We start from the raw sequence: 17,148 nt of genomic DNA, 5'->3' as shown, positions 1-17,148 counted from the left end.
CCGTAGATTGAGCGGGCAGGAATCGGCGGAGGCAAGGGGCAAGGGGAAAGACGTGTCAGCGGCTAGGCAAGGTGTCGTGGACGCCCGCAGGATCGTGGTCAAGGTCGGCTCCTCCTCCCTGACCACGGCGGCCGGCGGGCTCGACGCCGACCGGGTGGACGCGCTGGTCGACGTACTGGCCAAGGCCCGCAGCGGCGGCGAGAAGGAGATCGTCCTGGTCTCCAGCGGAGCCATCGCCGCCGGCCTGTCCCCGCTCGGCCTGCGCCGCCGCCCCAAGGACCTGGCCCGTCAGCAGGCCGCCGCGAGCGTCGGGCAGGGCCTGCTCGTCGCCCGCTACACCGCCTCGTTCGCCCGCTACTCCGTCCGCGTCGGCCAGGTGCTCCTGACCACCGACGACACCAGCCGCCGCGCCCACTACCGCAACGCCTACAGGACGCTGGACCAGCTGCTGGCCATGGGCGCGCTGCCCGTCGTCAACGAGAACGACACCGTCGCCACGGACGAGATCCGCTTCGGCGACAACGACCGGCTGGCGGCGCTGGTGGCCCACCTGGTCCGCGCCGACCTGCTCGTCCTGCTCTCGGACGTGGACGGCCTCTACGACGGGGACCCGTCCCAGCCCGGCACCACCCGCATCGACGAGGTGCGCGGCCCCGAGGACATCGCCCACGTCTCCATCGGCAGCGCCGGAAAGGCGGGCGTCGGCACCGGCGGCATGGTCACCAAGGTCGAGGCGGCGCGGATCGCGGCCGCCGCCGGCATCCCGGTGGTCCTCACCTCCGCCAGCCAGGCCGCCGACGCGCTGGCCGGGCGGGGGACCGGCACGCTGTTCCACGCCACCGGGCGCCGCTCGGCCGACCGGCTGCTGTGGCTCCAGCACGCGTCCACCCCGCAGGGACACCTCGTGCTCGACGAGGGCGCCGTCCGCGCGGTGACCGAGCGCGGCAGCTCGCTGCTGGCCGCCGGGATCGCGGCGGTCGAGGGCGACTTCGTCGCGGGCGACCCGGTCGAACTGCGCTCCACCACCGGTCGGGCCGTCGCCCGGGGCCTGGTCAACTTCGACGCCAAGGAGCTCCCGCAGCTGCTGGGCCGCTCCACCCGCGACCTCGCGCGGGAACTCGGACCCGCGTACGAGCGGGAGGTCGTCCACCGTGACGATCTGGTCCTGCTGCAGGGCTGAGGTTCGGCAAAACCGCCGCGCGGTGGCCGTGGGACTGGTCAACTGTGAGGGGCGGACACGCGTAGCGCAGACAGGAGGCGGCTGGTGAGACGAGCGCTGACCAGCGTCGGCACCGGGGACGGTGACGGCGGCGGAGGCGGGGACGAGCGCGACGCCACCCGCCTGTGGCACGTCACCCTGAGCGTCTCCGGCAAGCCGGCGCCGCTGTCCGAGGTGCGGCGGGGGCTGGAGCAGCTCGCCTACGACCACCCCTTCCTGCTGACCAGCCGGTACGCGGACGACCACGCGGAGATCCGCTACTGGGAGGAGGCCCGCGACCTCCACGACGCGGCTGCCGTCGCCCTGCGGCTGTGGGGCGAACACCGCTCGTCGGCGCAGCTCCCGCCGTGGGAGATCGTCGGCCTGGAGGTCATCGACCGCGCCACCTACCACCAACGCGTGGCCGAGGGCTACGGCCCACCCCCGGCCCACCCCGTGGGCGTCCACCCCTATTGACGCGCCCCTCGCACGGATCGGCCCTGGCGGGCCGGGATCCTTCCAGCCCGTCCGGCGTTTGAGGACCGGGTCCGGGCGGAGCCCGGGATACGGCGAAAGGGCGGGGAGGGGAGAGAAGCCCGCGCAGCGGCCCGCCCCACCCCACCGGCGGCCGTCTCGCGGGGTGAAACCCCATCGGCGGGGGCCGGGCCGGGGACTACCCTGGCCGCATGACCTCGCTCGATGCCACGACCTCCCCCGTCCTCGCCACCGCGCAAGCGGCCCGCACGGCCGCCGCCACCATCGCCCCCCTCCCGCGGTCCGCCAAGGACAAGGCCCTCCTGGCCATCGCGGACGCGCTGGAGGCCCGCACCGCCGAGATCGTCGCCGCCAACGCCGTCGACACCGACAAGGCCCGCGCGGCCGGCACCAGCGAGACCGTCATCGACCGCCTCACCCTCACCCCGGCCCGCGTCGCCGCCATCGCCTCCGACGTCCGCGACGTCGCCGCGCTCCCCGACCCCGTTGGCGAGGTCGTTCGCGGCTCGACCCTCCCCAACGGCATCGACCTGCGCCAGATCCGCGTCCCGCTCGGCGTCGTCGGCATCATCTACGAGGCCCGCCCCAACGTCACCGTCGACGCCGCCGCCCTCTGCCTGAAGTCCGGCAACGCGGTCCTGCTGCGCGGCAGCTCCTCCGCCTACGCCTCCAACACCGCCCTCGTCGGGATCCTCCGCGACGCGGTCGAGGCCGCCGGCCTGCCCGCCGACGCGATCCAGCTCGTCCCCGGCGAGTCCCGCGACTCCGTCCGCGAGCTGATGCGCGCCCGCGGCCTCGTCGACGTCCTCATCCCGCGCGGTGGCGCCTCCCTCATCAAGACCGTCGTCGAGGAGTCCATCGTTCCGGTCATCGAGACCGGTACCGGCAACTGCCACGTCTACGTGGACGCCCAGGCCGACCTCGACATGGCCGTGGACATCCTCATCAACTCCAAGGCCCAGCGGCCCTCCGTCTGCAACTCCGCCGAGACGCTCCTCGTCCACCGCGACATCGCCGACGCCTTCCTGCCGCGCGCCCTCGACGCCCTCGCCGAAGCCGGCGTCACCGTCCACGGCGACGGCCGGGTCCTCGCGGCCGCCGAGAACTCCAAGGTCACCGCACTGCCCGCCACCGACGAGGACTGGGCCGCCGAGTACCTCTCGTACGACATCGCCGCCGGCGTCGTGGACTCCCTCGACGACGCCGTCACCCACATCCGCCGCTGGACCTCCGGCCACACCGAGGCGATCGTCACCACCTCGCAGGCCGCGGCGCGCCGCTTCACCCAGCTGGTCGACTCGACCACGGTCGCCGTGAATGCCTCCACCCGGTTCACGGACGGTGGCCAGTTCGGCTTCGGTGCCGAGATCGGGATCTCCACGCAGAAGCTGCACGCCCGGGGCCCGATGGGCCTTCCGGAGCTCACCTCCACCAAGTACATCGTCACCGGCGACGGTCACGTCCGGTAGCCGGAACCTGAACACCGTGTGGCCGGATTTCGGCGTACACCCTGCCCAAAGCAGCCCCCCAGGTCTACGCTGGTCCTGTGCCGGACGACGTGGGGGGCAAGCCGTTCCCGGACGACGGGGAGCCCAACGACGACCGCGGAGGCGCGGAAGAGGACTTCGCCTCCGTGGTGTTCGACGAGGACTTCGTCCGGAACGCCGAGATCCATGAACCGAGCGCCGCTGAGCGGCAGCGGGCCGCCGACCGGGCGCGCGCGGAGGCGGAAGCCGCCCGCGCCGTCGCCGGCGGCTGGCCGGGAGACGACGACCACGACCCCTACGGGTACGCCTACGGCCTCGACGACCGCGGCTGGGAGCACGAGCCGGGCCACCTCGGCCCCGACGGCCCGTACGGGGCCTACGGCGGCAGCCTGCGCCCGTACCGCGGCCGCTCCCCGTGGCTGCGCCCCGTCGCGTGGGTGCTCGCCTGTGTGATGGGCCTCGGCATGGTCGCGCTCGCCTTCAGCGCCGTCTACCGCAGCGCCTCGGGGTCGGCGGAACCCGCTCCGGCGCCCGCCAGTACGCCGCTCGGGGAAGTCACCGGCGCCGGAGCGTTTACCTACCCCGCAGGCCGCCAACCCTGAAGGTAACGACCCCACTCACCTAGGCCGAGCTGGGGGCTTCTCTGAAGCGGGGACAGCGGGGAGAAGCGATGGCCGTTCCAGGAGATCCACCCAACGGCACCCCCGAGAACACCGGCGGGGGCGACGAAGAGTTCCGCTCGGACGAGTACCGGTCGGTCGTGTTCGACGAGGACTTCGTCCGGGCTGCCCGGCTCCAGGAGTACTCCGCCCAGGAACGCATGGGCGAGCACGCCCGGGCCGTGCGCAGCCGCTCCATCTGGTCCGGCGCGGGCTCCGGCCGGTCCGGCACCGGCAGCCCCGGCCGGGGCGCCCGCCAGGGCATGCTGCTCGTGCTGCTCATCGCCACGGCCTTCGCGGCCGCCGTCTACATGGGCCTGCGCAACCCGTACGAGCCGCCGCCCGGGAGCCACGCCGAGCCGCTCAGCAGCACGGTCGTCCCGCTCGCGCCGACCGCCGTCGTGCCCGGCGGGAAGCCCGCCGAGCTGTACGCGAAGAGCCCCGCGGCCCAGTACCGCGTCGGGGCGGCCGGGATCACCATGCCCGCAGTGCGCCGCACCCAGCACTTCACCGACAGCCAGGTCGTCACCGCCCTGTCCATCGCCAAGGACTACCTGGTGCAGTCCTCCCTGGACCCGGACGTGCTGTCCGGCGCCGCCACCCGGCCCGTGCGGGTCCTGCTCGACCCCGACCAGCTCGCCCAGTTCGACCGCAGCGTGACCTCGCCCTCCGGCGACAGCCGCTACGCCGCCACCGGCTGGCTCGTCCGCTTCGACCCCGCCACCGCGGTCATGGCGGACTCCCGCGTCCGGGTCAGCGGCACCCTCGGATACGAGGAGGTCGCCCCCGACGTGCTCCAGGTGACCAGCGACCACACCTTCGTGTACGCGGTACGCCCCGCCACCGCGACCGGAGCCGCCACCGACGGCGCCTCGCTCTTCACCGTCCGCCGCGAGCTGCGGCTGCGCTTCGACCGGGAGGACCTCATGGCCCGCCGGACGGAACTCGCCGCCGCCTACGTGATGGCCGGGCCGCAGGACTGCTCCGCCGACCCGGCGCAGGGCTTCCGTCCGCTGACCGCGGGCGCCGCCCCGACCACCGTCGGCCCGGCCGCGAGCGACCCGTACGCCAGCGGCCACCCGCGGCGCGCTGCCGGGCTGTGCGGCGTCCTGGCGGCGCCGCCGACCACGACCGAGCCCGTCAGCCCTGCTCCGTAGAGCCGCCCTTGCCCTCGGCGCCGCCGGCGCCCCCGGGCCCGGCGGCCCCCGTGAACTTGTCGCGCAGCTTTCCGCCCATGTCGGCCGCGCCGCCCGCGATGTCGCCGACCAGCTTGAACAGCGGGTCCTTGCTGCCCCGTACCGCGTCCGCGTAGTGCGCGGCCGACTCCCGGAAGGAGTCCGTGACCGAGGCGTCCTTGTCGTCCTCGCGGCGCGGGTAGTGGCCGTCCATGATCCGCTGGTAGTCCCGGCTCTGCGACCACTTGTTCAGCTCGGCCGCCCGGACCGTGGTGAAGGGATGCGTGCGCGGCAGCATGTTGAGGATCTTCAGGACGGAATCGCGCAGGTCACCGCCCTTCTCGTACTCGTCGGCCTGGGCCAGGAAGGCGTCCACGTTCATCTCGTGCAGGTGGTTGCCGCCCGCCAGCTTCATCAGGCCGCGCATCGAGGCCGTCACGTCCTGCCCCACCAGCAGCCCGGCGCGGTCCGCCGACAGCTCCGACTTGCGGAACCACTCCCGCAGCGCGGTCACGATCGCCGTGATCGCCACGTTGCCCAGCGGGATCCATGCCACCCGCAGCGCCAGATTCGTCAGGAACAGCAGCACCGTGCGGTACACGGCGTGCCCCGACAGCGCGTGGCCCACCTCGTGGCCCACGACCGCCCGCATCTCCTCCTCGTCGAGCAGCTCGACCAGGCCCGTCGTCACCACGATGATCGGCTCGTCCAACCCGATGCACATGGCGTTCGGCTTCGGGTCCTGCTGCACGTACATCTGCGGGACCTTCTCCAGGTCCAGGATGTAACAGGCGTCCCTCAGCATCGCGTACAGATGCGGGAACTGGGTTTCGCCCACCCGCACCGAGTCCGACAGGAACAGCAGCCGCAGGCTCCGCTCCGGCAGCAGCCCGCTCAGCGCCTTGAACACCGTGTCGAAGCCGCTCAGCTTGCGCAGCGCGACCAGCGCCGAGCGGTCCGCCGGGTGCTCGTACGCCCGCGAGGAGATACCGGGGAACCTCCTGCGGTCCCGCGCCGGTACCTTCTCGAATCCCGTGTCCGTCATGTGCGCCCTCCCCCTAGATCGATCTGACTCTGCGTGCGTCTATCCTCTCCAACGCCTGAGTCGGCGTGAGCGTGCCCCAGGCCCCCGCATACGATGTGAGCGAAGTCTCCGCCCGCTCCCCGACTCGATAGGTATCAGCCTGATGAGCCTCTCCTCCACCGCCCACAACCTGGTCGTCCTCGCCTCGGAGGGGGCCGAGCAGCACGGCGGCAACCACGACAGCCTGAGCCCGTACCTGACCGGCGGCGCCGCGTTCTTCATCCTGATCCTCATGCTCTGGGTGACCACGCGCCTGAACCGCGACCGCTAGAGCGCGCTCTCGGCGTCGTCCGGCGGGCGCCCGACCGAGGTCCGGGCCGCTCCGCCGGGCCAGTAGGCTCTGCGCTCATGGGAGAGCAGGAAGTGCCTACCGGCCCGGTCAAGCGCCGGCTCGGCGTGATGGGCGGGACATTCGACCCGATCCACCACGGACACCTGGTCGCCGCCAGCGAGGTGGCCGCGCTGTTCCACCTCGACGAGGTGGTGTTCGTACCGACCGGTGAGCCGTGGCAGAAGTCCCAGCGGGCCGTGTCGCCCGCCGAGGACCGCTACCTCATGACGGTCATCGCGACCGCCTCGAACCCCCAGTTCTCGGTGAGCCGCATCGACATCGACCGCGGCGGGCCGACGTACACCATCGACACCCTGCGGGACCTGAGCGCCCTCAACGTCGACGCCGACCTGTTCTTCATCACCGGCGCCGACGCGCTCGCGCAGATCCTGACCTGGCGCAACGCCGACGAGCTGTTCTCGCTCGCCCACTTCATCGGCGTGACACGCCCCGGGCACGTGCTCACCGACGACGGACTGCCCGAGGGCGGCGTCTCGCTGGTCGAGGTGCCCGCGCTGGCGATCTCGTCCACGGACTGCCGCGTGCGGGTCGCCAACGGGGACCCCGTCTGGTACCTGGTACCGGACGGTGTCGTGCGTTACATCGACAAGCGTGAGCTGTACCGGGGAGTCTGAGCTTCCGGAGAGAGGGGCCCCGCGGTGAACGACCGACAGCAGCAGCCGTACGACCCGTACGCCGCCCAGGAGCAGCAGCTCATCGGCTACGACGCGTACGGTCGGCCGGTGTACGGCCAGGTGCCCGCGCAGCCCGCCGCCCCGGCCGGGGCCCCGCAGCAGTACGAGCCGTCGTACGAGCAGCAGTACGGCTACGACTACCAGGGCTACGACCAGCAGCAGTACTACCCGCAGCAGCCCGCCGCCCAGGAGTACCCCCGGCAGGGCGCCGACCAGGGCTACGGCTACGAGACGCAGCAGGCCCCGCAGGCCCAGCAGTGGATCCCGCAGCAGACGGCCCCCGAGCCGGAGTCCGCGCCGGAACCGGAACCCGTGTCCCGCACGGCGGAGCGGATCCCCGAACCGCGCCGGGCCGAGTCCGCGCCGGGCGGCGACTACCGCACCGAGCAGTTCGCCTTCATCGACCAGGCCGACGAGGAATCCGACGACGTCATCGACTGGCTCGCCTTCACCGAGAGCCGGACCGAACGCCGCGAGGAGGCCCGCCGCCGCGGCCGCAACCGGGTGGTGGCGCTGATCGTCGTCCTCGCGCTGTTCGTCGTCGGCGGCCTCGGCTACCTCTGGTACGCGGGCAAGCTGCCGTTCCTCGACGGCCCCGGGCAGAAGAAGGGCGCCGCTGCCGCGGGCGGGGCGCAGAAGCGCGACATGATCGTCGTCCACCTGCACAACACCAAGAAGGGCGGCACCTCCACGGCGCTGCTCGTCGACAACGTCACCACCAAGCAGGGCGCCACCGTCCTGCTCCCGAACACCCTCACCGTCCCCCAGCAGGACGGGGCCGGCCTGGCCCTCGGCAAGGCGGTCGAGGAGGGCGGCCTCGGCACCGGCGAGGCCCTCGACACCGTCCTCGGCACCAGCATCGGCGGCACCTGGCGGCTGGACACGCCGTTCCTGGAGCGGCTGGTCGAGCTGGTCGGCGGCATCGACGTCGACACCGACACCGCGGTCCCGGCCGACGACAAGGCCAAGACCCCGGCCGTGGGCCAGGGCCAGAAGCAGCACCTGAGCGGCGCGATGGCCGTCGCGTACGCCACGTACCGAGCCCAGGGCGAGCCGGAGGCCAAGCAGCTCCAGCGGACCGGCGGCGTGCTCCACGCCGTCCTGCGCAAGATCCCCAGCGATCCGAAGGCGGCCGCGGTCACGGTCGAGAGCATGGGCCAGATCCTGGACCCCGCGCTGAACGCCCAGACCCTCGGCGCCATGCTCGCCAGGATCGGCGAGCACGCGAAGGTGGGGGACTACCGCACCGAGCTCCTCGCCGTGAAGGCGGACGGCTCCCTCACCGACGAGGCCAACAAGACCGTCGTCAAGGAGGTCCTGGGCGGCAACTTCACGGCCGCGCCGGCCGGAGCGGCGCCCCGGGTCGGCCTCAAGGACGCCACCGGCGACGCGAAGACGCAGGTCGCGGCCAAGGCGGCACTGCTGAACGGCGGCTACACCTTCGTGGACGGCGGCAAGGCCGACAAGACCCAGACCGCCTCGCAGATCACGTACCAGGACGACGCGCAGCGGGAACGGGCGATCGAGGTCGCCAAGACGCTGGGGCTGGCGGAGACGGCCGTGAAGAAGGCCGAGAACGCCGTGAACGCGGACGTCGTGGTGACCCTGGGCAAGGACTACAAACCGTCCTGACCAGGCCCCGGGCATGTGGCTCCGCCCGCGCGGGACGTTCCGCGCGGGCGGGGTCGGCGGTACATGAGACCCTTGTAAGGATCTGCCCGCCAACCCGAAAGCATGGCCAGTGACCGCCACGGACCGCTCCATCGAGCTCATCACCGCCGCCGCCCAGGCCGCGGCCGACCGGCTCGCGCACGACATCATCGCGTACGACGTCAGCGACGTGCTGTCGATCACCGACGCCTTCCTGCTCGCCTCGGCCCCCAACGACCGCCAGGTCAAGTCGATCGTGGACGAGATCGAGGAGCGCCTGCTCAAGGAGCTCGGCGCCAAGCCGGTGCGCCGCGAGGGCGACCGCGACGCCCGCTGGATCCTGCTCGACTACATCGACATCGTCGTGCACGTCCAGCACAGCGAGGAGCGGGTCTTCTACGCGCTGGAGCGCCTGTGGAAGGACTGCCCCGAGATCGACCTCCCCGAGGACGCCAAGCTCACCAAGGGCAAGGCGGAGGAGCACGCCAAGCTGCGTGAGGCGCAGGGCGACGAGGACCTGGACGGTGATCTGTTCTGAGCGCGACGAGCACCGGCACGACCGCCAGGACCGGCAAGACCGGCCGCAAGATCGTCCTCTGGCGGCACGGCCAGACCTCGTGGAACCTGGAGCGCCGCTTCCAGGGCTCCACGGACATCGAGCTGACCGAGACGGGTGTGGCGCAGGCGCGCCGCGCCGCCCGGCTGCTCGCCTCGCTGAAGCCGGACGCCATCGTGGCCTCCGACCTGCGGCGGGCCGCCAACACGGCCGCCGAGCTCGCCGCCGTCACGGGCCTGCCCGTGACGCACGACGCGGCGCTGCGCGAGACGTACGCCGGCGAGTGGCAGGGCCTCACGCACGACGAGATCCTCGGCAAGTACGGCGAGCAGTACGCGGCGTGGAAGCGCGGTGAGCCCGTGCGCCGCGGCGGCGGCGAGCTGGAGACCGAGGTCGCCGACCGGGCCGCGCCGGTGGTGCTGGCGCACGCCGACCGGCTGCCGGAGGGCGGCACGCTCGTCGTGGTCAGCCACGGCGGCACCATCCGTACGACCATCGGCCGCCTGCTCGGCCTGGAGTCGTACTACTGGGAGGGCCTGGGCGGGCTTTCCAACTGCTGCTGGTCCGTCCTCGGCGAGGGCGCGCGCGGCTGGCGGCTGATGGAGCACAACGCCGGCACGCTGCCGGAACCCGTCCTCGGCGACGACGACTGAGGCCTCCCGCAGGGCTTCGGGCGGCTCCGGACCGGGGCTCCCACCCGGATTTCACTTTCCGGCTGGTCACAGGCTAGAGTTCTTCTTGTTCGCAGCGCAGAACACCGGAAACGGGGGGAGCGCAGCGGAGAGCGGGGCTATAGCTCAGTTGGTAGAGCGCCTGCATGGCATGCAGGAGGTCAGGAGTTCAATTCTCCTTAGCTCCACAATCAGGATCCCGTCCCCAACAGGGGGCGGGATCCTTGCGTTTGCTCCTTTTGCGCAGGCTGACCCTGCCCGTACGGTCATGGCAGAATCGGACGGCCGGAGGGGGACACGACGGCCCGACGCGGGAGGGAGTCGCTGACGGATGGGTGCACACCGGCGGCGGTGCGACTGGTGCAACAACGGCACGCCGATCGTGCGGGACATGGACCCGGTCAACCCCGACTACCAGTACTGGTGCGAGGAATGCGCGCGGGCGCTGATCATAAAAGGCGACCCGATCGAGACGTACCGCGAGCTGGAGGGGGAGCCGATCTACGGCCGGCTGCTCGACGAGCACTGCACGCTCAAGCGGTTCTACCAGTTCGCGAGAGCCTGAGGCTTGGCGGCTTGGCGGCTTGAGGGTCTGGCGGCTTGAAGGCCTGAGAGCCTGACGGAGTGGAGCATTTCGGACATGGCCCCGGCCCGGTGGAAACCGATTTTTGGACCAGGGCCATGACCGTGTAATGTTTGGGACGTCGCCAAGGGGAACCGGCAAGGGAAACCGAAGCGGCGGGCAAGACAAGGGGCTATAGCTCAGTTGGTAGAGCGCCTGCATGGCATGCAGGAGGTCAGGAGTTCAATTCTCCTTAGCTCCACAGTGAAGAGAAGCGGGTCACCCGGATCGGGTGGCCCGCTTCTCGTTGTGCCCGCACGGTGGACGGCCGAGCGGTGGCGGGGGCCGCTGCGGTACCCTGACGCCATGCGTGCCGTACGCCTTCTGCTTACCGAGCCGCGCTGATCAGCGCCGACCTTTCGAAACGGTCGGCATCGGCGCGGCGCCCCCTCCTGTGCGAGGGGTTTTTTCGTTTGGGCAGGCAGAGACGGCAGAGACGATCGATGGAGCTTCAGAAATCATGAGCGAGACGAACACCCCGGCCCCCGAGGCGGCCGAGGCGCACCGCTACACGGCTGCCATGGCCGCCGACATCGAGGCACGCTGGCAGGACGTATGGGACGCACAGGGCACGTACGAGGCCCCCAACCCGACCGGTGACCTGGCTGGGGACCCCGCGGTCGTCGCGCGGCCCAAGAAGTTCATCATGGACATGTTCCCGTACCCGTCCGGTGCGGGCCTGCACGTCGGGCACCCGCTCGGGTACATCGCCACCGACGTCTACGCCCGCCACCAGCGGATGACCGGCCACAACGTCCTGCACACCCTGGGCTTCGACGCCTTCGGCCTGCCGGCCGAGCAGTACGCCGTGCAGACCGGCACGCACCCGCGCGTGTCGACCGAGGCGAACATCGAGAACATGAAGGTCCAGCTGCGCCGCCTGGGCCTGGGCCACGACAAGCGCCGCTCGTTCGCCACGATCGACCCGGACTACTACAAGTGGACCCAGTGGATCTTCCTGCAGATCTACAACTCCTGGTACGACGCGCAGGCCAGGAAGGCCCGGCCGATCGCCGAGCTGATCGCCGCCTTCGAGGACGGCTCCCGTGAGGTCCCGGCCGGCGTCGCGGGCGGCCGCGCCTGGGCGGAGCTGACCGCCGGCGAGCGGGCCGACGTACTGAACGAGTACCGGCTGGCGTACTCCTCCGACGCGCCCGTGAACTGGTGCCCGGGCCTGGGCACCGTCCTGGCCAACGAGGAGGTCACCGCGGACGGCCGTTCCGAGCGCGGCAACTTCCCCGTCTTCAAGGCCAAGCTGAGCCAGTGGAACATGCGGATCACCGCCTACGCGGACCGCCTGCTGGACGACCTGGACGCGCTGGACTGGCCCGAGGCCATCAAGCTGCAGCAGCGCAACTGGATCGGCCGCAGCGAGGGCGCGCGCGTCGACTTCGCGCTGGGCGACGAGGCGATCACCGTCTTCACCACCCGCCCCGACACCCTGTTCGGCGCCACCTACATGGTGCTGGCGCCCGAGCACCCGCTGGTCGAGAAGTTCATCCCGGCCGCCTGGCCCGAGGGCACCCACGACGTGTGGACCGGCGGGCACGCCACCCCCGCGGAGGCCGTCGCGGCCTACCGCAAGCAGGCCGCCTCGAAGTCCGACGTCGAGCGGCAGGCCGAGGCCAAGGACAAGACCGGTGTCTTCACCGGCGAGTACGCGATCAACCCGGTCAGCGGCGACAAGGTCCCGGTCTTCATCGCCGACTACGTGCTGATGGGCTACGGCACCGGCGCGATCATGGCCGTCCCGGCGCACGACAGCCGAGACTTCGAGTTCGCGCGCGCCTTCGAGCTGCCGATGCGCTGCGTCGTGCAGCCGAGCGACGGCCGCGGGACCGACCCGGCCGAGTGGGACGAGGCGTTCGTCTCCCACGACGCCACGCTGGTCAACTCGGTGGGCGAGGGCATCTCCCTGGACGGCCTGGGCGTCGCCGAGGCCAAGGCCGCCATCACCGACTGGCTGGCCGAGCGCGGCATCGGCGAGGGCACCGTCAACTTCCGCCTGCGCGACTGGCTGTTCAGCCGCCAGCGGTACTGGGGCGAGCCCTTCCCGATCGTCTACGACGAGGACGGCGTCGCGCACTCGCTGCCCGAGTCGATGCTGCCGCTGGAGCTGCCGGAGGTCGAGGACTACTCGCCGCGCACCTTCGAGCCGGACGACGCGCTGTCGCAGCCGGAGACCCCGCTGTCGCGCAAGGCCGACTGGGTCAACGTGGAGCTGGACCTGGGCGACGGGCGCGGCGTGCGCGCGTACCGCCGCGAGACCAACACCATGCCGAACTGGGCCGGCTCCTGCTGGTACGAGCTGCGCTACCTGGACCCGAACAACGCGTCGGCGCTGGTGGACCCGGAGATCGAGCAGTACTGGATGGGCCCGCGCGAGGGCCAGCCGCACGGCGGCGTCGACCTGTACGTGGGCGGCGCCGAGCACGCCGTACTGCACCTGCTGTACGCGCGCTTCTGGTCGAAGGTGCTGTTCGACCTGGGCCACGTCTCCTCGGTCGAGCCGTTCCACAAGCTGTTCAACCAGGGCATGATCCAGGCCTACGTCTACCGCGACGAGCGCGGCTTCCCGGTCACGGCCACCGAGGTCGAGGAGCGCGACGGCAAGTTCTTCTTCGAGGGCGAGCCGGTCAAGCGCGAGCTGGGCAAGATGGGCAAGTCCCTCAAGAACGCCGTCACGCCCGACGAGATCTGCGAGGAGTACGGCGCCGACACGCTGCGCCTGTACGAGATGGCGATGGGCCCGCTGGACGTCTCGCGTCCGTGGGACACCCGGGCCGTGGTGGGCCAGTACCGGCTGCTGCAGCGCCTGTGGCGCAACATCGTGGACGAGGAGACGGGCGCGGTGACGGTCGTCGACGCCGAGCCCGCCGAGGACACGCTGCGCGCGCTGCACAAGGCGATCGACGGAGCCGGCGGCGACCTGGCGGGGCTGCGGTTCAACACCGCCATCGCGAAGATCACCGAGCTGAACAACGCCCTGACGAAGGCGGGCCGGCCGCTGGAGCGGTCCGTCGCGGAGCGGCTGGTGCTGCTGGTCGCGCCGCTGGCCCCGCACGTCGCGGAGGAGCTGTGGCACCGGCTGGGGCACCGCGAGTCGGTCGTCCACCAGGACTTCCCGGTCGCGGACCCGGCGTACGTCGTGGACGAGACCGTGACCTGCGTGGTGCAGATCAAGGGCAAGGTCAAGGCGCGGCTGGAGGTGGCGCCGACGATCTCCGAGGGCGACCTGGAGAAGCTGGCGCTGGGCGACGAGGCGGTCGTGGCGGCGCTGGGCGGTGCGGAGATCCGCAAGGTGATCGTGCGCGCGCCGAAGCTGGTCAACATCGTCGTCTGACGTGAACGGCGTCGTCTGACGCGTTCCCGGTCTCTCTGACGGTTTCGGGTCCCTCTGAGGGTGATCCCGTACGGGCAGGTTGGGGGTTCGATTGGAACCCCTGGCCTGCCCGTGGCGTTTACGGTGGAGGGGACGGACAAAGGCAGGGGAAGGGAGCCTCATGGAGGCCGGCGCTTTGATCATCATCTTTGCCCTGTTGGTGCTCTTCACCGTCCTGGGACTGGGGGCGTGGGCCACGGTGAAGGCGGTCGGCGCGGCGAAGCGCGGCGTGGACCGGACGATCTCGCAGGCCCGCCGGACCGTGGAGGACACCACCCTGAAGGCCAAGAGCTTCGGCCAGGTCGGGGTCACGGCCTCGCTGGCGCAGCTGCGGCTGGACCTGCGGACGTCGATGCGGGCCACGCAGCAGGCGCTGCAGGAGGGCGTGCGCTCCGATCCCTCGCTGCAGGAGTCGATCGGGCTGTTCGAGCGGCTGAGCGTGCACGGCCGCGAGCTGGACGAGGAGCTGCGGCGCCTGGAGCAGGAGCCGGACCGCAAGCGGATCGCCGAGATGCTTCCCGGTCTGCGGGAGCGCACCGCCACGATCAAGCAGTCGGCCGACTCGCTGCGATGGGCCGCGCGGGAGCGGGCCCGCCGGTTCGCGGAGGACGACCTGTCGTCGCTGTCGGAGCAGATCGAGGTCGAGTCCGGAGCGCTGCGGGACTGGTCGCGGGAGCCGGTGGACGACCTGGCCGCCGCCGCGGCGGCCTGGGACGCGGCGCAGGCCGGGCAGCAGCCCGGGGAGGCTCCCGGGCGGGCCGCACAGGGGCAGGCTCCGGGTCAGGCTCATCCGGGTCAGGCCCAGGCGCCGCACGCGCGGCCCGAGGCGCAGGCCCGGCCGGCGGCGCTGAACCCGTCCGCTCCGGCGCACCCCTACCCCTGGCAGAAGGCGCCGCGGCCGGAGACCACGACCTGACGACCTGGCGTCCTGGCGCCCTGGCGTTCTGACGTCCTGAGACCTGGGCGCTTCCGGGGCGCTCCCCGGGGCCCGGGGACGGGTTCGCGGGTGCCCGGGCTGCCGTCGGACCCCCACTGGCGGTAACCTCCGGCTCATGTCCCGCCATGTCGCGATCGTCACCGATTCCACGGCCTACCTGCCCCAACCGGCGATGGCGCGGCACGGGATCACCTCCATCCCCCTCACAGTGGTGCTCGGCGACGAGGCCCTTGAGGAGGGCACCGAGATCTCGGCCCGCAGCCTCGCCGTGGCCCTGCAGAAGCGCCGCTCGGTCACCACCTCCCGCCCCAGCCCGGAGGAGTTCGTACGGGCCTACCGGGCCGCCGCCGACGCGGGCGCGAGCGGGATCGTGAGCCTGCACCTGTCCGCCGAGTTCTCCGGCACCTACGACGCGGCCGTGGTCGCCGCGAAGACCGCCCCGGTACCGGTGCGCGTCGTCGACACCGGCATGGTCGCGATGGCCCTCGGCTTCTGCGCCCTCGCCGCCGCCGAGGCGGCCGAGGCCGGCGGATCCGTCGACGAGGCCGTGGCCGCCGCCGAGAAGCGCGCCGCCGACATGTCCGCGTACTTCTACGTCGACACCCTCGACTACCTCCGCCGCGGCGGCCGGATCGGCGCCGCGCAGGCTCTGCTCGGGTCCGCCCTCGCGGTCAAGCCGCTGCTGACGCTGGACGGCGGGCGGATCGAGATGCTGGAGAAGGTGCGTACGGCCTCCAAGGCGATCGCCCGGCTGGAGGAGCTGGCCGTCGAGCGGGCGGGCACCGCCAGCGTGGACGTCGCCGTGCACCACCTCGCGGCGCCGGAGCGGGCTGAGAAGCTCGCGCAGCGGCTCCGCGAGCGCATCCCCGGGCTGGTCGAGCTGCACGTCAGCGAGGTCGGCGCGGTGATCGGCGCGCACACGGGGCCGGGGCTGCTGGCGGCGGTCGTGTCGCCTCGCTGACCGCCCCCTCCTGGTGACGATCTCGGCGGCTACACCCGGCTGATCACCGGAACGAGTGGCTCGGATATCCACAACGCCGGTTCCATCCACCGGAATTGGAGCGTCCGAACGGGGATCGGGATCGGCCCCTACGGTCGTGGCATGACGACTCGAACGACTCGAACGCGTACCTCCCGTCCCGCCCGCGCCACCAGTGGCCCCGGCCGTCCCCGGCTCTCCGACGGCCGTCTGCGGTATCGCCGCGGCGGCCGGCGGGGCGCCGATCCGCATCCGGATCCCGGTGTGGTGCGGCGGCGGGCCGAGGCCCTGCTGGGTGGTGGTGCGGCGGTGGCACCACCCGTGCCCGAGCTGCCGCCGGATCCTCTGCCGCCGCCCGAGCCGCCGCCTCCGGAGGTGGAGCAGCCTGGGCGGCTGCCCGCCGGGGTGGGCCGGAGTCTGGCGTTACGGGAGCGGCTGCCGGTGTGGCTGCAAGTCCGGTGCGGGGTGGAGCCGCGGACGGTGGCCGCCGTGGGGGTGGTGCTCGTCGCCGCCGTCGGGTTCGCCGCGCAGCAGTACTGGTCGGGGCGCCCGCAGCCCGTGACCGCGCCGGCCGTGGTGGCTCCCGCTCCGGTCCCGGCCCCGGCGCCCGCGCCCGGGCCTGGGCCCGTGCCGTCGTCCGCCGGCGGGGGCGGCCGGATCGTGGTCGACGTCAGCGGGAAGGTCCGGGATCCCGGGGTCCGCCGGCTGCCCGCCGGATCGCGGGTGGAGGACGCGCTGACCGCCGCCGGGGGAGTGCGCCCGGGCACGGACACCACCGGGCTGAACCGGGCCCGGGTGCTGGTGGACGGGGAGCAGGTGCTCGTCGGCGCCTCCGCGCAGCCCGTTCCCGGGGCTTCCGGTCCGGGTGCCGGTGCCGGTGCGGGGCCGGGTGCGGGGGCCGGGCCGCTGAGCCTCGGCAGTGCCACCGTCGAGCAGTTGGACGGCCTGCCCGGGGTGGGCCCGGTGCTCGCGCAGCACATCGTGGACTTCCGGACCGCGCGCGGGGGATTCCGCTCCGTGGAGGAGCTCCGCCAGGTCAACGGCATCGGTGAGCGCCGCTTCGCCGACCTGCGCAAGCTGGTGCGGCCGTGAACGGGCCCGGGGAGCGGGGCGTGGAGGGGCCCGGGCCGGTGGATCTGCGGCTCGTGGCGCCGGCCGCGGCCGCCTGGGCGGCGGCCGCCTTGGCGCTGGACGCGCCGGCCGGCTGGACGGCTGCCGGGGTGGGGC

16 protein-coding genes and 2 tRNA genes are annotated in these 17,148 nt (G+C 72.4%); 17 read left to right on the top strand and 1 reads right to left on the bottom strand.

The genetic code is table 11. The features are described 5' to 3' along the window. Positions 1 to 52 precede the first annotated feature (52 nt). The 5 genes from proB (at position 53) to OG982_RS09005 (ending at position 4,996) form a co-directional block, all read left to right on the top strand. Positions 53 to 1,180 (top strand): glutamate 5-kinase, encoded by a 1,128-nt coding sequence (gene proB, locus OG982_RS09025; protein ID WP_266788119.1) that lies wholly within the window; start codon positions 53 to 55, stop codon positions 1,178 to 1,180. A gap of 96 nt (positions 1,181 to 1,276) precedes the next feature. Beyond that, complete coding sequence (locus tag OG982_RS09020) at positions 1,277 to 1,675, top strand: hypothetical protein (RefSeq protein WP_250568512.1); 399 nt, start codon at positions 1,277 to 1,279, stop codon at positions 1,673 to 1,675. Between the two features lie 209 nt (positions 1,676 to 1,884). Continuing rightward, a complete protein-coding gene (locus tag OG982_RS09015; RefSeq protein ID WP_266788120.1) occupies positions 1,885 to 3,162 on the top strand; it encodes a glutamate-5-semialdehyde dehydrogenase in 1,278 nt (425 codons plus the stop codon). Positions 3,163 to 3,239: 77 nt separating this feature from the next. Next, complete coding sequence (locus OG982_RS09010; protein ID WP_266788121.1) at positions 3,240 to 3,782, top strand: hypothetical protein; 543 nt, start codon at positions 3,240 to 3,242, stop codon at positions 3,780 to 3,782. A 68-nt stretch (positions 3,783 to 3,850) separates the two neighbouring features. Continuing rightward, on the top strand, positions 3,851 to 4,996 hold the full coding sequence (locus OG982_RS09005; protein ID WP_266948260.1) for a hypothetical protein: 1,146 nt from the start codon (positions 3,851 to 3,853) through the stop codon (positions 4,994 to 4,996). On the opposite strand, the gene OG982_RS09000 is transcribed toward OG982_RS09005, so the two are convergent. Continuing rightward, positions 4,980 to 6,059, bottom strand: a complete 1,080-nt coding sequence (locus OG982_RS09000; protein WP_266788123.1) for a M48 family metallopeptidase — start codon at positions 6,057 to 6,059, stop codon at positions 4,980 to 4,982. The genes OG982_RS09005 and OG982_RS09000 overlap by 17 nt on opposite strands. A gap of 142 nt (positions 6,060 to 6,201) precedes the next feature. Here OG982_RS09000 and OG982_RS08995 point away from each other — a divergent pair, with 142 nt between their 5' ends. The 12 genes from OG982_RS08995 to OG982_RS08940 all read left to right on the top strand — a co-directional run bounded on the left by OG982_RS08995 (position 6,202) and on the right by OG982_RS08940 (position 17,013). Continuing rightward, a complete protein-coding gene (locus OG982_RS08995) occupies positions 6,202 to 6,369 on the top strand; it encodes a hypothetical protein (protein ID WP_266788124.1) in 168 nt (55 codons plus the stop codon). Between the two features lie 77 nt (positions 6,370 to 6,446). Continuing rightward, a complete protein-coding gene (nadD, locus tag OG982_RS08990; RefSeq protein ID WP_266788125.1) occupies positions 6,447 to 7,064 on the top strand; it encodes a nicotinate-nucleotide adenylyltransferase in 618 nt (205 codons plus the stop codon). Positions 7,065 to 7,088: 24 nt separating this feature from the next. Beyond that, complete coding sequence (locus OG982_RS08985) at positions 7,089 to 8,756, top strand: LCP family protein (RefSeq protein ID WP_266948259.1); 1,668 nt, start codon at positions 7,089 to 7,091, stop codon at positions 8,754 to 8,756. A 109-nt stretch (positions 8,757 to 8,865) separates the two neighbouring features. Continuing rightward, positions 8,866 to 9,312: a ribosome silencing factor gene (gene rsfS / locus OG982_RS08980; RefSeq protein WP_266788127.1), complete on the top strand. Its 447-nt coding sequence runs from the start codon at positions 8,866 to 8,868 to the stop codon at positions 9,310 to 9,312. After that, on the top strand, positions 9,309 to 9,983 hold the full coding sequence (locus tag OG982_RS08975; protein ID WP_266792089.1) for a histidine phosphatase family protein: 675 nt from the start codon (positions 9,309 to 9,311) through the stop codon (positions 9,981 to 9,983). Before rsfS ends, OG982_RS08975 begins: the two co-directional genes overlap by 4 nt. 133 nt (positions 9,984 to 10,116) lie before the next feature. Further along, a tRNA-Ala gene (locus tag OG982_RS08970) sits at positions 10,117 to 10,189 on the top strand. 143 nt (positions 10,190 to 10,332) lie between these two features. After that, positions 10,333 to 10,566: a hypothetical protein gene (locus OG982_RS08965; protein WP_008738908.1), complete on the top strand. Its 234-nt coding sequence runs from the start codon at positions 10,333 to 10,335 to the stop codon at positions 10,564 to 10,566. Between the two features lie 186 nt (positions 10,567 to 10,752). Next, positions 10,753 to 10,825, top strand: a tRNA-Ala gene (locus OG982_RS08960). Positions 10,826 to 11,083: 258 nt separating this feature from the next. Continuing rightward, on the top strand, positions 11,084 to 13,966 hold the full coding sequence (leuS, locus tag OG982_RS08955) for a leucine--tRNA ligase (RefSeq protein ID WP_266948258.1): 2,883 nt from the start codon (positions 11,084 to 11,086) through the stop codon (positions 13,964 to 13,966). A 160-nt stretch (positions 13,967 to 14,126) separates the two neighbouring features. Next, the gene (locus OG982_RS08950; RefSeq protein WP_266788129.1) at positions 14,127 to 14,921 is read left to right on the top strand and encodes a hypothetical protein; all 795 of its coding nucleotides are present in this window, start codon (positions 14,127 to 14,129) and stop codon (positions 14,919 to 14,921) included. 136 nt (positions 14,922 to 15,057) lie between these two features. Next, positions 15,058 to 15,903 (top strand): DegV family protein, encoded by an 846-nt coding sequence (locus OG982_RS08945; RefSeq protein WP_266788130.1) that lies wholly within the window; start codon positions 15,058 to 15,060, stop codon positions 15,901 to 15,903. Positions 15,904 to 16,044: 141 nt separating this feature from the next. Further along, a complete protein-coding gene (locus OG982_RS08940) occupies positions 16,045 to 17,013 on the top strand; it encodes a ComEA family DNA-binding protein (protein ID WP_266948257.1) in 969 nt (322 codons plus the stop codon). Positions 17,014 to 17,148: the final 135 nt, after the last annotated feature.

Origin of the sequence: Streptomyces sp. NBC_01551 (genome assembly GCF_026339935.1) — a bacterium.
In the GTDB taxonomy this organism is placed as follows: Bacteria; Actinomycetota; Actinomycetes; order Streptomycetales; family Streptomycetaceae; genus Streptomyces.
This window is presented reverse-complemented; position numbering and strand designations above follow the sequence as displayed.

Bases quoted from the DNA above. Each gene is read 5' to 3' on its own strand.
- OG982_RS09015 (WP_266788120.1), top strand. From the start codon at position 1,885: ATGACCTCGCTCGATGCCACGACCTCCCCCGTCCTCGCCACCGCGCAA.
- OG982_RS09005 (WP_266948260.1), top strand. From the start codon at position 3,851: ATGGCCGTTCCAGGAGATCCACCCAACGGCACCCCCGAGAACACCGGC.
- OG982_RS09000 (WP_266788123.1), bottom strand. From the start codon at position 6,059: ATGACGGACACGGGATTCGAGAAGGTACCGGCGCGGGACCGCAGGAGG.
- OG982_RS08995 (WP_266788124.1), top strand. From the start codon at position 6,202: ATGAGCCTCTCCTCCACCGCCCACAACCTGGTCGTCCTCGCCTCGGAG.
- nadD (WP_266788125.1), top strand. From the start codon at position 6,447: ATGGGAGAGCAGGAAGTGCCTACCGGCCCGGTCAAGCGCCGGCTCGGC.
- OG982_RS08965 (WP_008738908.1), top strand. From the start codon at position 10,333: ATGGGTGCACACCGGCGGCGGTGCGACTGGTGCAACAACGGCACGCCG.
- leuS (WP_266948258.1), top strand. From the start codon at position 11,084: ATGAGCGAGACGAACACCCCGGCCCCCGAGGCGGCCGAGGCGCACCGC.
- OG982_RS08950 (WP_266788129.1), top strand. From the start codon at position 14,127: ATGGAGGCCGGCGCTTTGATCATCATCTTTGCCCTGTTGGTGCTCTTC.
- OG982_RS08945 (WP_266788130.1), top strand. From the start codon at position 15,058: ATGTCCCGCCATGTCGCGATCGTCACCGATTCCACGGCCTACCTGCCC.
- OG982_RS08940 (WP_266948257.1), top strand. From the start codon at position 16,045: ATGACGACTCGAACGACTCGAACGCGTACCTCCCGTCCCGCCCGCGCC.